Annotated in this window: 16 protein-coding genes; 5 read left to right on the top strand and 11 right to left on the bottom strand. The window is 64.0% G+C overall.

Annotated features, from left to right (window positions below):
• The first annotated feature begins 122 nt into the window (after positions 1–122).
• Positions 123–800 (top strand): ParA family protein, encoded by a 678-nt coding sequence (locus ACE10W_RS34570; RefSeq protein ID WP_027547672.1) that lies wholly within the window; start codon positions 123–125, stop codon positions 798–800.
• A gap of 121 nt (positions 801–921) precedes the next feature.
• On the opposite strand, the gene ACE10W_RS34565 is transcribed toward ACE10W_RS34570, so the two are convergent.
• From ACE10W_RS34565 to trxB, 6 genes are all read right to left on the bottom strand, one after another.
• Positions 922–1,116 carry a hypothetical protein gene (locus ACE10W_RS34565; protein WP_028172834.1) on the bottom strand — a complete coding sequence of 65 codons (195 nt, stop codon included), beginning with the start codon at positions 1,114–1,116 and terminating at the stop codon, positions 922–924.
• A gap of 96 nt (positions 1,117–1,212) precedes the next feature.
• On the bottom strand, positions 1,213–1,362 hold the full coding sequence (locus tag ACE10W_RS34560; RefSeq protein WP_304548337.1) for a hypothetical protein: 150 nt from the start codon (positions 1,360–1,362) through the stop codon (positions 1,213–1,215).
• A 299-nt stretch (positions 1,363–1,661) separates the two neighbouring features.
• Positions 1,662–1,856, bottom strand: a complete 195-nt coding sequence (locus tag ACE10W_RS34555) for a hypothetical protein (protein ID WP_304548336.1) — start codon at positions 1,854–1,856, stop codon at positions 1,662–1,664.
• A 103-nt stretch (positions 1,857–1,959) separates the two neighbouring features.
• Positions 1,960–2,868, bottom strand: coding sequence for a 4-hydroxy-tetrahydrodipicolinate synthase (locus tag ACE10W_RS34550; RefSeq protein WP_304548335.1), 909 nt, complete (start codon positions 2,866–2,868; stop codon positions 1,960–1,962).
• A 448-nt stretch (positions 2,869–3,316) separates the two neighbouring features.
• Positions 3,317–4,240, bottom strand: coding sequence for a LysR family transcriptional regulator (locus ACE10W_RS34545; RefSeq protein ID WP_028172837.1), 924 nt, complete (start codon positions 4,238–4,240; stop codon positions 3,317–3,319).
• A 5-nt stretch (positions 4,241–4,245) separates the two neighbouring features.
• Positions 4,246–5,211, bottom strand: coding sequence for a thioredoxin-disulfide reductase (gene trxB, locus ACE10W_RS34540; RefSeq protein WP_011090115.1), 966 nt, complete (start codon positions 5,209–5,211; stop codon positions 4,246–4,248).
• Positions 5,212–5,478: 267 nt separating this feature from the next.
• On the opposite strand from trxB, the gene ACE10W_RS34535 reads away from it, so the two are divergent.
• On the top strand, positions 5,479–5,958 hold the full coding sequence (locus ACE10W_RS34535) for an Lrp/AsnC family transcriptional regulator (protein WP_027547667.1): 480 nt from the start codon (positions 5,479–5,481) through the stop codon (positions 5,956–5,958).
• 310 nt (positions 5,959–6,268) lie between these two features.
• Here ACE10W_RS34535 and greA read toward each other — a convergent pair whose 3' ends face one another.
• The 3 genes from greA to ACE10W_RS34520 all read right to left on the bottom strand — a co-directional run bounded on the left by greA (position 6,269) and on the right by ACE10W_RS34520 (position 11,748).
• The gene (greA, locus tag ACE10W_RS34530; protein ID WP_011090113.1) at positions 6,269–6,742 is read right to left on the bottom strand and encodes a transcription elongation factor GreA; all 474 of its coding nucleotides are present in this window, start codon (positions 6,740–6,742) and stop codon (positions 6,269–6,271) included.
• A 229-nt stretch (positions 6,743–6,971) separates the two neighbouring features.
• Positions 6,972–10,436 carry a carbamoyl-phosphate synthase large subunit gene (gene carB / locus ACE10W_RS34525; protein ID WP_028172838.1) on the bottom strand — a complete coding sequence of 1,155 codons (3,465 nt, stop codon included), beginning with the start codon at positions 10,434–10,436 and terminating at the stop codon, positions 6,972–6,974.
• A gap of 142 nt (positions 10,437–10,578) precedes the next feature.
• Positions 10,579–11,748, bottom strand: coding sequence for an MFS transporter (locus tag ACE10W_RS34520; protein ID WP_304548334.1), 1,170 nt, complete (start codon positions 11,746–11,748; stop codon positions 10,579–10,581).
• A 110-nt stretch (positions 11,749–11,858) separates the two neighbouring features.
• Between ACE10W_RS34520 and ACE10W_RS34515 the strand changes: the two genes are divergently transcribed.
• Complete coding sequence (locus tag ACE10W_RS34515) at positions 11,859–12,230, top strand: helix-turn-helix transcriptional regulator (RefSeq protein WP_038965431.1); 372 nt, start codon at positions 11,859–11,861, stop codon at positions 12,228–12,230.
• Between the two features lie 239 nt (positions 12,231–12,469).
• Here ACE10W_RS34515 and ACE10W_RS34510 read toward each other — a convergent pair whose 3' ends face one another.
• Positions 12,470–13,171 (bottom strand): class I SAM-dependent methyltransferase, encoded by a 702-nt coding sequence (locus ACE10W_RS34510; protein WP_304548333.1) that lies wholly within the window; start codon positions 13,169–13,171, stop codon positions 12,470–12,472.
• 114 nt (positions 13,172–13,285) lie between these two features.
• Between ACE10W_RS34510 and ACE10W_RS34505 the strand changes: the two genes are divergently transcribed.
• Entirely contained in the window at positions 13,286–13,810 is a 525-nt protein-coding gene (locus ACE10W_RS34505; protein WP_027547661.1) for a Dps family protein, read from the top strand.
• Positions 13,811–13,925: 115 nt separating this feature from the next.
• On the opposite strand, the gene ACE10W_RS34500 is transcribed toward ACE10W_RS34505, so the two are convergent.
• Positions 13,926–14,447 (bottom strand): hypothetical protein, encoded by a 522-nt coding sequence (locus ACE10W_RS34500; protein WP_060910580.1) that lies wholly within the window; start codon positions 14,445–14,447, stop codon positions 13,926–13,928.
• A 145-nt stretch (positions 14,448–14,592) separates the two neighbouring features.
• Between ACE10W_RS34500 and ACE10W_RS34495 the strand changes: the two genes are divergently transcribed.
• A complete protein-coding gene (locus tag ACE10W_RS34495; RefSeq protein ID WP_011090107.1) occupies positions 14,593–14,808 on the top strand; it encodes a hypothetical protein in 216 nt (71 codons plus the stop codon).
• The last annotated feature ends 33 nt before the right edge of the window (positions 14,809–14,841 follow it).

Raw genomic sequence — 14,841 nt, 5'->3', positions numbered from 1 at the left:
ACTCAAAAGCCAACACGTCTTGTTATTTCGTGGCGGCAGAGCAACTCCCGGTAAATTTTTCTTTCCCGAATCAGCGCGGTGATTCATTTTCGGAGCCTGGGGTCAATCTGGAGGCCGAAGGTATGAACGTTATTGTTTTTGCATCGCGTAAAGGCGGCTCGGGCAAGAGTACCCTGGCCGCACATCTCGCCGCGCAGATCAAGGCGAGCAAACAGGTCATGCTCGTGGACGCGGATCCGCAGGGGTCGCTCACGCTGTGGCACAAGCTGCGGGGCACCAACGAACCGCCGATCAAATCGGCCGTGAACTCCGTCAGCGGCATCGTCTCCGCCGCCAAGCGCGACGGTTATGAATGGGTGTTGATCGACACGCCGCCGAACCTCTCGGCCGTCGTCGACGACGCCATCAAGAATGCCACCATGGTGGTCATTCCCGCCCGTCCCGGCGTGTTCGACGTCAATGCGGTGCAGGAAACCATTCAGATGTGCCGCGCGGCGCGCAAGCCCTACGCGGTCGTGCTCAACGGTGCTCCGGCCAAGCGCGACGAAGCCGAAAGCCCGATCGTCACCATCGCCCGCGAAGCGCTGGCGAAATTCCGTGCTCCGGTGTGGGGCGGTCAGATCACCAATCGTTCCGATTTGTTGATGGCGCTCAGCCACGGCGAAGGCGCGCGTGAGTATCAGGCCGAGAGCCGTGCGGCTCAGGAGATTGCAAGGCTGTGGGCGGCGATCGAGCGTTCGGTCAAGGCCATTCGCGGCACGGCGTCGGCATCCGGCGCAATGCACAAGCAGGCGGCATAATTTTCACAAATCATTCCCCGGACGAAAAACGCGCGGACGTCCGCGCGTTTTGCGTTTTGGGCCTCACCCTGTCATTCCGGGATGGCGCGCTAGCGCCAGACCCGAAATCTCGAGATCAACGCTACGCCACCATCAGCATGTAGAACACGATGACCGGCGACAGTGTCAGGATCACCGACCAGATGCCGGCGGCCCAGAGAATGTCCTCGGTGGTGAAGCTCTCCTCGGTGGTAAAGCTCTGTCGTGCGTCGTAATGCGACGCCATTTCATTCTGACTATTCACAAACGCCCCCGCGATTTCTTCGCTTATGGGCATCACGCTACGCGAGATGTTTTAAAATTCCGGGTTGCTGCGCCGCTCGCATTTTGAACGCATTTGTGACGCGGGTTTAACCATCCGCGCGCGTTCTCGTCAGCCGACGAGCCAGACCCGAAACAGCAGCACCGGCATCAGGCCGAGCATCACCGCCCAGAACCCGAACGACGAAACCACCAGGATTCCCCGCAAAAGATCGGCGGGCACGAATTGCTGTGCGGCCGTAGGCCGGGCGCGACGTCCCATGGTCATTCCCCCTTTGGAAGGCTTTTAAGAAAAACGATAGGCGCCAGAGCGTAAACGAGACGTGGATGCGCCATGCGGCGGATGCGAAGCCGATTGGGGCGCGGTTAACCACGAGGTCTCTTACCCTCCCCCCTTGTGGGGGAGGGTGGCTCGCCGCGTAAGCGGCGAGACGGGTGAGGGGTTTCCCTCCCCACGGACAGTTTGCGCGCGGAGAGAAACCCCTCATCCGGCGCTTCGCGCCACCTTCTCCCACAAGGGGAGAAGGGAAGGCAGCGTGCACGAGGTGAGATTGCGTCGCGCTAAACCCACCCGCTGTATTCGCGCCTGATCTCGTCGACCCGATTCCACTCCCGCGTCACGACCTCCTCGCTCAGGCCGATGTCGCGGCGCAGCCAGGCCGACGCTGGATATTTGTCGGTCCATGTGAAGCCCCCCGCGCATGACAGGAATTGCCAGAGGGCCTTGAGGGCGCACAGCCACCGGTGAGGTCGCATGGGTTGATATCCACTGAGATTGCGTCGGGCAGCACGCAGCCGTTCGAACCGGAGCCAACCGGTTCGTTCGAAAGGCCATGTGCGGGTGAGGTGAAGAGGGGGGCTACGCCGCGACTTTCATCCGTCGCTCGATCTCGCGGTCGATCGTGGCGGCGAGCTCGCTGCTGACTTCCACCATCGGCAGGCGCACTTCGGGGCTGTCGATCAGGCCGCTGCGCCACAGCCAGTGCTTGGCCGGCGCGGGGCTCGGCTCGGTGAACAACAGGCGCGTCAGCTCGGCGACCTCCTGCCAGCGCGCCTGCGCCGCGTCGCGGTTGCCTCGCTTCAGCTCGGCATGCACGGCCGCGAACGTCGCGGTCTCGACATGGGCTGAGAGCACGATGCCGCCATCGGCGCCGTCGGTGAGCGCCTCGAGGTAATTCGCGTCCTCGCCGGTGAGCACGCGAAAACCGTCCGGCCGGTCGCGCAGCAGCGCGATCGACTGCTCGCGGCTGGCGCCGCAATCCTTCAGGCCGACGATGTTGGGATGCTCGGCGAGCCGCAGCATGGTCTGGTTGGTGATGTTGACCGCGCAGCGATAGGGAATGTTGTAGAGCGCGAGCGGCCAGGCGGCGTGGTCGGCAAGTGCTTCGAAATGCGCCAGGAGCCCGCGCTGCGACGGCCGCACGTAATAGGGGCTCGCGATCAGATAGCCGTCGATCGGCCAGTCCGCGGTTTCATCAAGGCGCTCCTTCAGCCGCGAGGTGTCCGCGCCCGACATTCCGAGGCAGATAGGCAACGTTCGGCGGCCGGCCGCCATCTCGTCGCGGACGATGGCGACGAGGCGTTCGAGCTCGGCGTCCCGCAGCGTCATGCCTTCACCGGAGGTCGCCCCCAGGATGAAGCCGTCGACGGCCTGTCCGCAGTAATGTCGGGTCAGCCGCCGCAGCGACGTCTCGTCGAGCTTGCCATCGCGAAACGGCGTCACCAGCGGCAGCCAGAGTCCGTGCAGATGCGTTCGCAGGTCGGTCATGTCCAGTCTCCTTCTCGGGAAAAAACCTGAGACGGAGGGCACATGAAAAAACCCCGTCCAGGTGGCGGGGTTTTCGGGATTTGCTGCGATGACGAAGCGTAGTTAGCGCGCGCAAAAATCCGAGGTCCCCGGGTGGGGGCCCTTTTTCGAAACGATTGCGCACGACTTCGTGATCATTCGCAAATGATGCGGGCGATACGTGGAACTGTCAATACACGCGGAAGGCGAATGCCGAATTGGGCAGAAAAAAAGCCGGGCTCGAACGAGCCCGGCTTAAGGTATTGGCCACGTGAGGCCGACACAATCACCTTCCAAGAGGGATTACTGAACTCCCGCGCCACTGGAGGAGGGGGACAAATGCGCAACGCGAAGGCTCAGCGTGCAAACATTATGAGCTTGCCTAACGCCATGCAGCAACAGCCGAGGCCGCATGTCAGACATGCGGAAATCAGGAAGGCCAGCGCTGCGCCTTGCTCACCACGAAGTCGCGGAACACCTGCACGCGCGCGACCGTCTTCAACTCCTCGGGATACACGAAATATGTATCGAGCTGGATCGAATCCGATTCGCCGAACAGCTGCACGAGACGGCTCTGCTCTTCGATCAGATAATCCGGCAGCGCGGCGATGCCGAGGCCCTGCTGACAGGCGCGTACCAGGCCGAGGATGTTGTTCACCCTGAAATAGGCCTCGCGCGGACCCGAGCCGTTGCGGCCGGCTTCGACCAGCCAGTTGCGGTTCTGAAGATGCGGCGCGAAGGTGCCGTCCGAGAGCGTGATGATGCGGTGGGAGTCGAGCTCCTCCAGCGTGCGCGGCGTGCCGAAGCGCTTGATGTAATCAGGCGAGCAATAGGCGTGGAAGCCCATCGCGAACAGCTTGCGCTGGATGAGATCCGGCTGCGTCGGCTTGCGGGTGCGGATCGCAACGTCAGCCTCGCGCATCGACAGGTCCAGCTCCTCGTCGGTGACGATCAGCGAGATCCGGATCTCCGGATAGAGCGCGGTGAATTCGCCGAGCCGCGGGATCAGCCAGTTGATGCCGACGCCGGGCGTGGTGGTGATCTTGAGATCGCCGCTCGGCCGCTCGCGGCTGTCGGTCAGTTTGGCGCGCGCCGCCTGGAGCTGCATGAACACGTCATGCGCGGTGCGGAACAGGAGGTCGCCCTGCTCGGTGAGGATCAGGCCGCGGGCGTGGCGGTGGAACAGCGAGACCGAGAGCTCCTGCTCCAGCGCCGAGACCTGGCGCGAGACCGCCGATTGCGACAGGCCGAGCTGTTCGCCCGCATGCGTGAAGCTGCCCGCTTCAGCCGCCGCGTGAAACACCTTCAGCTTGTCCCAGTCCATATCCGTAAATCCGTCGCGTGTTCGAGGCATGATCTTTATTCCGCTGCTGCACGCTCGCTGGCGCGCAAGGCCAAGAAACGTTCGGCTTCGAGTGCTGCCATGCAGCCGAGGCCTGCGGCCGTCACGGCCTGGCGATAAGTCTCGTCGGCGACGTCGCCGGCGGCGAACAGGCCGGGCACCGAGGTGGCGGTCGAGTTCGGGGCGACCTCGACATAGCCCGACGGTTTGAGCTTGACCTGGTCCTTCACCAGCTCGGTCGCCGGGGCGTGGCCGATGGCAATGAAGATGCCGTCGGCCTTCAGCTCGGTGAGCTTGCCGGTCTTGACGTTCTTGAGGCGGACATGGGTGACCTTGTTCGGGTTCTCGGTGCCGCAGATCTCGTCGACGGCCGAGTCCCAGACCACCTTGATCTTCGGGTGCTTGAACAGACGCTCCTGCAGGATGCGTTCGGCGCGGAAGTGGTCGCGACGATGCACGATGGTGACCTGCGAGGCATGGTTGGTGAGGAACAGCGCTTCCTCGACCGCGGTATTGCCGCCGCCGACCACGATCACTTCCTTGCCGCGGTAGAAGAAGCCGTCGCAGGTGGCGCAGGCCGAGACGCCGCCGCCCTGGAATTTCCCTTCGGACGGCAGCCCGAGCCAGCGCGCTTGCGCGCCCGTGGCGAGGATCACGGTTTCGGCGAGATAGACGTCGCCGCTGTCGCAGGTGAGGCGGAACGGCCGTCGCCCGGTCTCCAGCTTGGTCACCAGGTCGGTGACGATCTTGGTGCCGACATGGACCGCCTGCTTCTCCATCTGCTCCATCAGCCAGGGGCCCTGGATCACGTCGGCGAAGCCCGGATAGTTCTCGACGTCGGTGGTGATGGTGAGCTGGCCGCCCGGCTGGATGCCCTGGATCAGGATCGGCTCGAGCATCGCACGCGCGGCGTAGATCGCCGCCGTGTAGCCCGCGGGGCCAGAGCCAATAATCACGACCTTTGCATGAACAGGAGCGGACATTTCGATGGACGCCTTTCACGGGGGATTTGCAGCGCGGGCGCGGAAGGAGCCAGGAGGCCTCGCGGAGGTGCTGAAATATCAGAGCTAATCTAAGCGTTCTGGTGAGCTATGCAAGAATTGCATTCCCTGTCGGCGGATTTTTCCAACAGGGAACAAAAGTCGATTGCGCTGCACGCGCAATAAAATTGCGCAATGGGTGCGGACTGGGCTATGAGGATTGCGACAAACCCACCCGATACCGCCGCAAAGGCCAGGAGTTCCAATCACGTGTCGCGGAACCTAGACGAGATCGACCTGAAAATTCTCACCGAGATTCAGGCCGACGGTCGAATCACGAATGTTGAGCTGGCCAAGCGGGTTGGCATTTCGCCGCCGCCCTGCCTGCGCCGGGTCCGGGCGCTGGAGGAGGAGGGCTACATTCACGGCTATCGCGGGCTGCTGGACGCGCGAAAGCTCGGTTTCGACGTCACGGTGTTCGCGGCCGTGCACCTGTCCAGCCAGGCCGAGGCGGATTTGCGCGCCTTCGAGGAGTTCGTCCGCGCCGAGCCCCTGGTGCGGGAATGCTGGATGCTGTCGGGCGAGGTCGATTTCATCCTGAAATGCGTCGCGCCCGACATGGCGACCTTCCAGGATTTCGTCACCCACCTGACCGCCGCGCCCCATGTCCGCAACGTGCGGACCTCGCTGGTGCTGCACAATTCGAAATATGAGGCGGCCGTGCCGCTGGATGTGAAGGGGCGGCGGTAGGTTCGCCAAGCCTGTTAGTCCCGTCACCCCCGCGCGAGCGCGTAGCGCTCGTCGCTGGAGGTGCGAGTGATGGGGCGCGGAGCGCCCCATCGGGAGCCTCGAAGGATGGGCGGCCCGCGTGTCGCCGCGCGAGGCAACAATGGGGCCGTCGCCCTTCGAGGGCAGCTGAAGAAGCGGCCACCTCAGGGTGACGGTGATAGAGTTGCGCTTCGCGGTCTCCACACCGTCATTCCGAGCAACACGCCTAAACAAAAAGGCCGCGCGGTTTGCGCGGCCTTTTCAAAACATCATCACGCGCAGCGGCAAATCCTTACCGCCACTCCACCTTGGTGATCTCATACGCCTTGGCGCCGCCGGGTGCGTTGACCTCGACGGTCGAACCCTTCTTCTTGCCGATCAGCGCGCGGGCGAGCGGCGAAGTGATGGAGATGCGGCCCTTCTTGGCGTCGGCCTCGACCTCGCCGACGATCTGCCACACCGCCTTCTTCTCGGTGTCCTCGTCGACCAGCGTTACGGTGGCGCCGAATTTGATGGTGTCGCCGGACAGTTTCGAGATGTCGATGATGTCGGCGCGCGCGAGCTTGTCCTCGAGCTCGGCGATGCGGCCTTCATTGTGGGACTGCTCTTCCTTCGCGGCGTGATATTCCGCGTTTTCCGACAGGTCTCCGTGCGAGCGCGCCTCCGCAATATGCTCGATGATGCGCGGACGGTCCTCGGACTGGCGCTTCTTCAATTCTTCCCCGAGCGCGGCAAACCCGGCCGAAGTCATCGGAACCTTTTCCATCTTCTCTCTCGTCCTTCGATCGTGCGCCCCAGAACGCGAATGGGCGCCCAACCTTGATTCGTCGGTATTTCCGGGGATCGGTACATGAGCCGCCGGACGTCGACAGATATGGGCTTGGCGCCGGAACAGAACAACCATATGGCCGGACAGTTCCTGCGGCCATTGTGGCTTGACTGCCAATCACTTAGCGGAAGGCTTAACCTTTCAAGGCCTAGCCTTCCGTTCGCGATCAGGTTTCCGAAAAGTAGCTCTGCAGGGTACGAACCTCAAGGTCCCCGCCAAGATAGGCGCGGATGCCCTGCGCGGCCGCCACGGCCCCGGAAAGAGTGGTGTAATACGGCACTTTATGCAAGAGGGCCGCGCGCCGCAGTGAACGGCTGTCGGCGAGCGCCTGCGGGCCTTCGGTGGTGTTGAAGACGAGCTGGACGTCGCCATTGGTGATGGCGTCGACGATATGCGGCCGCCCTTCGAGCACCTTGTTCACCTTCTCGGTCGGGATGCCCTGGTCGGTCAGGAAGCGCTGCGTGCCCGACGTCGCCAGCACCTTGAAGCCGAGCGAATGCAACTCGCGAACGGCCTCGGCGATACGCGTCTTGTCGCTCTCGCGCACCGAGACGAACACCGTGCCCTTGCGCGGCACCCGCGTGCCGCCGCCGAGCTGGCTCTTGGCGAAGGCCACCGCAAACGAGCGGTCGATGCCCATCACCTCTCCGGTCGAGCGCATCTCGGGGCCGAGCACCGTGTCGACGCCGGGGAAGCGCGCGAACGGGAATACCGATTCCTTGACGCCGACATGCTTGAGCTGCGCCTTCTTCAGCCCGAAATCGGCGAGCTTCTCGCCGGCCATGATGCGCGCGGCGATCTTGGCGACCGGCGTGCCGACCACCTTGGCGACGAAGGGCACCGTGCGCGAGGCGCGCGGATTGACTTCGAGCACGTAGATCTCGCCGTCCTTGATGGCGTATTGCACGTTCATCAGGCCGACGACGTCGAGGCCGAGCGCGAGCTCGCGCGTCTGCCGCTCCAGCTCCTCGATCATCTTCGCATCGAGCGAGTGCGGCGGCAGCGAGCAGGCGCTGTCGCCGGAATGGATGCCGGCTTCCTCGATGTGCTCCATGATGCCGACGATGAAGGTGTCCTTGCCGTCGCAGAGGCAGTCGACGTCGATTTCGGTCGCGTCCGACAGGTAGCGGTCGAACAGCAGCGGGTTCTTGCCGAGCACGGTGTTGATCTGCCCGGTCTTGTCGTTCGGATAGCGCGCCTTGACGTCGGCCGGCACCAGCTCCGGCAGCGTGCCGAGCAGATAGTCGTTGAGCTGGTTCTCCTCGCGGATGATCTGCATGGCGCGGCCGCCGAGCACATAGGACGGGCGCACCACCAGGGGCAGGCCGAGATCGGCGGAGACGAGCCTCGCCTGCTCGACCGAATAGGCGATACCATTCTTCGGCTGCTTCAGCCGCAGCTTGTCGAGCACGCGCTTGAAGCGGTCGCGGTCCTCGGCGAGGTCGATGGCGTCCGGCGAGGTGCCAAGGATCGGCACTTCGGCGGCCTCCAGCGCACGCGCCAGCTTGAGCGGCGTCTGGCCGCCGAACTGCACGATCACGCCATGCAGCGTGCCGTTGGTGCGCTCCTTCGCGATGATCTCCAGCACGTCCTCGGCGGTCAGCGGCTCGAAATAGAGCCGGTCCGCGGTGTCGTAGTCGGTCGACACCGTCTCCGGGTTGCAGTTGACCATGATGGATTCGTAGCCGGCGTCGTGCAGCGCGAAGCAGGCGTGACAGCAGCAATAGTCGAACTCGATGCCCTGGCCGATGCGGTTGGGCCCGCCGCCGAGAATGATGACCTTCTTCTTGTCCGATGGCGTGCTCTCGTCCGCCGGAGCGCCAGCAAACGGCGCCTCATAGGTCGAGTACATGTAGGCGGTTGGGGAGGCGAATTCGGCCGCGCAGGTGTCGATGCGCTTGTAGACCGGGCGAACGTCGAGCGCGTGGCGCTTCGCCGTCACCTCGGCTTCCGTCGTGTCGGCGAGCACCGCGAGCCGCGCGTCGGAGAAGCCCATGGCCTTGAGCGTGCGCATGCCGAAGGCATTGCCCGGCAGGCCGTTCTTCCTGACCTTCTCCTCCATGTCGACGATGCCGCGCATCTCGCCGAGGAACCACGGATCGATCTTGCAGGAGTTGAAGATGTCCTCGTTCGACCAGCCGAGCCGCATCGCCTGGGCGACCTGGAGCAGGCGGTTGGGTGTCGGCGTGCCGAGCGCGGCACGGATCGCATTCTTGTCGTCGTGCTGGCCCAGCCCCTCGATCTCGATCTCGTCGAGGCCGGTCAATCCGGTCTCGAGGCCGCGCAATGCCTTCTGAAGACTTTCCTGGAAGGTGCGGCCGATCGCCATGACTTCGCCGACCGACTTCATCGACGTCGTGAGCGTCGTGGAGGCGCCGGGGAATTTCTCGAAGGCGAAGCGCGGCACTTTCGTGACCACGTAGTCGATGGTCGGCTCGAACGAGGCCGGAGTGGCGCCGCCGGTGATGTCGTTGGCGATCTCGTCCAGGGTGTAGCCGACCGCGAGCTTGGCGGCGACCTTTGCGATCGGAAAGCCGGTGGCCTTGGAAGCCAGCGCGGAGGAACGCGACACGCGCGGATTCATCTCAATGACGACCATGCGGCCGTCGTCGGGATTGACGCCGAACTGCACGTTGGAGCCGCCGGTCTCCACCCCGATCTCGCGCAGCACCGCCAGCGAGGCGTCGCGCATGATCTGGTATTCCTTGTCGGTCAGCGTCAGTGCCGGCGCCACCGTGATGGAGTCGCCGGTGTGCACGCCCATCGGATCGAGGTTCTCGATCGAGCAGACGATGATGCAATTGTCCTTCTTGTCGCGCACCACCTCCATCTCGTACTCCTTCCAGCCGAGCACGGATTCTTCGATCAGCACTTCGTTGGTGGGAGACGCGTCGAGGCCGCGCTCGATGATGTCGAGGAACTCTTCCTTGTTGTAGGCAATGCCGCCGCCGGTGCCGCCCATGGTGAAGGAGGGGCGGATGATCGCGGGCAGGCCGATCTCGGACAGCGCCATCATGGCCTGGCCGAATGCGTATTCCTGGTAGCGCTTGCGGCGGTCGCTTTCGCCCAGCGTCCACTGCCGCTCGAGCTCTTCGAGCGCGGCGCCGGAGAGCTTTTCGCGTTCGGCGAGATATTTGTCGCGGAACGACTTCTTCAATGCCGACGCATTGGCAAGCCGGGACTTCGGCGTCTCGAGCCCGATCTTGGTCATGGCCTCGCGGAAGAGCTGGCGATCCTCCGCCTTGTCGATCGCGTCGGCGGTGGCGCCGATCATCTCGACGTGGAACTTTTCCAGCGTGCCCTGCCGGCGCAGCGACAGCGCGCAGTTCAGCGCGGTCTGGCCGCCCATGGTCGGCAAGAGCGCGAAGCCGCCGGGAATGACGTGACGTTCCTTCTCGATGATCTTGGCGACGATCTCGGGCGTGATTGGCTCGATATAGGTCGCATCCGCCAATTCCGGGTCGGTCATGATCGTGGCCGGGTTGGAATTGACGAGGACGATGCGATAGCCCTCTTCCTTCAGCGTCTTCACCGCCTGCGTGCCCGAATAGTCGAACTCGCAGGCCTGTCCGATCACGATGGGACCGGCGCCGATGATCAGAATGGTGGTGATGTCTGTACGTTTGGGCATCAACTCTCGCCGAAGTCGGATTTGGGCACAAAAAAAGGGCGCGCGGCTGCGCGTCCCTTTGGCCGAGAGCGCGGTGGTCTCCCTCGCGCGCGGGTGGGTCTTAGACCAGTTTTCGGGGCGGCGAAACCCCGAAAAACACCCATCAACCGGCAATTTTGACCGGTTTTGGCCGTGCCTGCCAGCCACGGGCGAGGTGCACCAGAAGCGAGGCCGCAACGCTCGTTCCGCCGATCCAGCCGAGGTCATTTGGCGACAGCGTGGCCAGCACCGCGCCTCCCAAGGCGCCGCCGATGGCGAAGCCCAGATACATCGACGAGGCGTTGAGCGAGAGCGCGATCATCGAGGCCTGCGGCTCGATCCGGATGATGCTGGCGATCTGCGCCGGATAGAACGCCCAGCCCGAGATGCCCCAGAGGAAGATCGTGCCCAGCACGGCATAATGCGCCTGTCCGGGCATCAATTTGAGGACCAGCGAATGCAGGATCAGCGCGGTCGCCATGCCTGCGAGCCCGAACGCTGCGGTGGCGAGCGTGCCGAGCCGGTCGGCCAGGACGCCGCCGAGCATGTTCCCGATCGCGGCGGCGCCGCCGAACACCAACAGCGCAAGGCTGATCTGCGAGGCATCGAAGCCGAGGCCGCGCAGCGGCACCGCGAAATAGGTGAACACGGTGAAGCCGCCGAGCCCCCATAGAATCGTGATAAGAAGCGCCACCAGGACATTGCCGTGACGCGCCACCGCCAGCCGCTCGCCGAGTGAGGCGGTGTTGCGCGGCAGGCCGCGGGGCAGGCCCAGCAGGAGGCCGGCGAGCGCAACGGCACCGATCAGGGCGACCATGGCAAAGGTCGCGCGCCAGCCGAGCAGGCTCCCGACGAGATTGCCGAGCGGAACGCCGATCACGGTCGCAACCGTCAGTCCCGAGGTGACCAGCGCAACCGCGCGGCCGCGCCTTTCAGGCGAGGCGACGGCCACCGACACTGCGAGCGCGGTCGGCATGCACAGCCCGGAGCCCAGGGCCATCAGCATCCGGGAAGCCAGAAGCAGGGCGTAGCTGGAAGCCACCATCGCGGCGAGATTTCCCGCGATGAAGGTCGACAGCGCCAGAGCCAGCACGGTCCGGCGGTCGATATTGTTCAGCGCCACCGCCAGGATCGGCGAGCCCACGGCATAGGTGAGGGCATAGGCGGTCACCAATTGGCCGGCGGCCGAGACCGAAATCGACAGGTCGGCGGCGATCGCCGGCAAAAGCCCTGCGATAACAAAGCCTTCGGTGCCGATCGCGAAGGCCGCCAGGGCCAGCCAGAATACGCTCATTGGAAAGATCCCTATGTTCAATGTTTATTGAACTATCGAACGCGACGGTTTCAGTGTCAATTGGTTCAAGAACTATTGAACATTGCGGCCGCATCGCTATGATTCGGACCATGAGCCGCACGCCCCTCCATCCCACCCGCGAGCAGATCGAGCTGCCGATGGTCCTGGATTGCCTGAGCGATCCGATCCGGTTGGCGATCGTCTACCAGCTCGCCCAGCAGGAACGTGTCAGCAGTGAGCTCTGCTGCGGTGACTTCAATGGTCTCGCCGGCAAATCCAACCTCGCCTATCACTTCGCCAAGTTGCGCGAATGCGGCCTGATGCAGACGCGCGTGGCGGGCACCAACCGCTTCATGCGGCTGCGCCGTGAGGATCTGGAGGTGCGCTTCCCCGGCCTGCTCGATGCCGTGCTCAGCTCCGCAGCCAAGGATGCGGACCGGCTTCAGCTTCTGTCGGAGTGTGAAGTCGCCAAGGCAGATTGAGCCGCGGATACAGTCCGTCTACGCTTTCGCTTCGCTCAAGTTGCGCCGGACACGCTTCCGCTGCCGGTCTAGCATGGCTGCGCCACGCGTAGCCCGTCAGGGCGAAGCGTGGAGACCCGGCCTGGATTTGAACCAGGATAAAGAGCGATGCACCGCTCTCGCGTAGACACTTCCGCCACCGGGCCGGATGGATCATGTCCGAGCGAGGTGCGACAAGCCACCTCAGCCAATTGTTATGCTTAACGAACCATTGGCGGCCGCGCGATGAAGGTCATGCGCCAGCGATTGTGGCCGATATTGGTGTGGGCGCGCTGGACCGCGAACCCGGCCGCCTTCAACCTGGCCGTGATCTCGTCCTCGCTGTAGCGCTGCAGCCCGATGCGCGAGCGCAGCTGACGGTAATCGGACAGCGCGGTGCTGATCAGCCCGATCAGCGCGTCCTTCAGGAAGCCGTGACGCAAGCCGAAGCCGAGCAGCGCCATCACGTCCCTGAACATGCCGACATTGGGCTGGAGGATGTCGCCGAGCACCAGCTTGCCGGACGGGGTCAACAATCGCCGGATGTTGAGCAGCGCGGCATCGAGCTCTTCCGGCGTCATGTACTGCGCGACCGAGTTCATCACCACGAGGTCGATGGACTGGTCCTGCATCTTGCGGACGTCGTCGAGCGAGCGGACGCGGATCTTGGTGTTCGGGGCAAACCGCGCGATCAGCCGCCCGCGCACGCCCGGCGCCGGCTCGGCAAGGATCAGCTTGCCGCAGGCGGCTGCGACCTGGCTCGCCGACAGCGCCTCGCCGCAGGCGTAGTCCAGCACCGTCGCCTCGGGCGAGGAGATGTAGCCGATGATGTCCCGCGCGATGATCTGGAAGTGCAAATCGCGATGCAGCTTGCTGGCATAGATCGTATGCGTGGAGTCGTAATAATCGATCCAATCGTCCATGGTGTCCGAACGTCCCGGCCAAACAGCTCCTGCACAGGAACCGGCGCTGCCCACCTTGCGTTAGGGGGGCGACGGCGCGCCGTCAATGTCCGCGTCCTAACAGGAAGGTTTCCCGTGAGCAAAGCCCCCAACAAGGTCTCGCCCGACCTCGACACCCCCACCGATCTGTCGCCCCAGGCGGTCAACAAGGTTTCGGAGGCGCTCAACGTGCTTCTGGCCGACGCGTTCGCACTGTATCTCAAGACCAAGAATTTCCACTGGCACATCAGCGGCCGGCATTTCCGCGACTACCATCTGCTGCTCGACGAGCACTCGGACCAGATCTTCGCCACCACCGACCAGCTCGCCGAGCGCGTCCGCAAGATCGGCGGCGCGACGCTGAAGTCGATCGGCCAGGTCGCAAAGCTCCAGACCATCAAGGACAACAACGAGGATTACGTCCCGCCGCGCGAGATGCTGCGCGAGCTGATGCAGGACAACAAGCATGTCGCGGGCGCGATGCGGAAGGCCCACGAAGTCTGCGATGACGCCGGCGATGTCGCCAGCGCCAGCATCCTCGAGGTCTTCATCGACGAGACCGAGCGCCGCACCTGGTTCCTGTTCGAAGCCACCCGCCAGGAAGGCGCGAACGAGGCTTAGTCATGGTGCCGTAGGGTGGGCAAAGGCGCGCGCCGTGCCCATCATCTGTCCGCACAGTTCAAATGGATTGGTGGGCACGCTTCGCATTGCCCACCCTACGGCACCGCGCTTGTAGCTATCGCCACAACCGCGTCAGCGCCCCATCCTTGCCTGTCACCGGATCGGCCGGCGGCAACGCGACCTTTGGAATCGTCTTCAGCGCCTTGGCATGGTTCTCCGGCGTCGCGCGCGTGATCTCCATCTTGCTGCCCGGCGGATAGGCGCCGATCACGCAGAAATCACCGCTTGCCTTGATGCACTGATGTCCGGTGCCGGCTGGCAGGATCGCGACATCGCCGGCCTTGATCTGAAGCTCCTGGCCATGGTCGCCGCCGAAGCGAACGCGTGCGCTCCCACGCGCAACGCCGAGCACCTCATGCACCGTCGCGTGGTAGTGCAGATAGTCGTAGACGCCGTTGCGCCACGTGCCGCCCCAGCCGTTCTCCTCAAACAGGTTTTCGATCGTCTGCTCCGGATGCTCCGGGTCGAGCTTCACCGCCCCCTGGTAGACCAGGAAGGGGAGGATGTTGTTCGGCACGAGCCCGTCATCCTCAAACACGATGGCGAGCGGCTCGGCATTGTCGCGGACGACGGACATGGGAGGCTCCAGTGGCAACAGACCAGGAATCAAGACGGCGCAGGCGTCCTTGTTCCTGACACAAGTCCACATGCCGGCTTGACGGAGATCAAGGCGCGGGCGGCCATTCAGGGGCACGCAAATCAACGCGAAGGAGGGGGACGCCATGTACGCATCCGACGTTGCGCAGCGCCATTTTTCGGCGGCCGTCGACGAGGCGGAGACGGCCGGTCTCGGGCACGAAGCCGTCTGCCGCGCCTTGCTCAGCCTGGTGATCTCAAAATATCTCGAGACGAGGTCCGTCGCCGACATTCAGGCGGAGCTGCGCTTCATCGCCGAGAACTGCGATCCCGACACGGACTTCATGTTCATGCGCCCCTGACGGCGGGCCCCGGCGGATTCATCCGCCGGGTGA

It is taken from the genome of Bradyrhizobium sp. B025 (assembly GCF_042257955.1).
GTDB classification, from domain to species: domain Bacteria; phylum Pseudomonadota; class Alphaproteobacteria; order Rhizobiales; family Xanthobacteraceae; genus Bradyrhizobium; species Bradyrhizobium diazoefficiens.
Note: the sequence above shows the minus strand (reverse complement) of the source record. Positions and strands in the feature narration are given on the sequence as shown.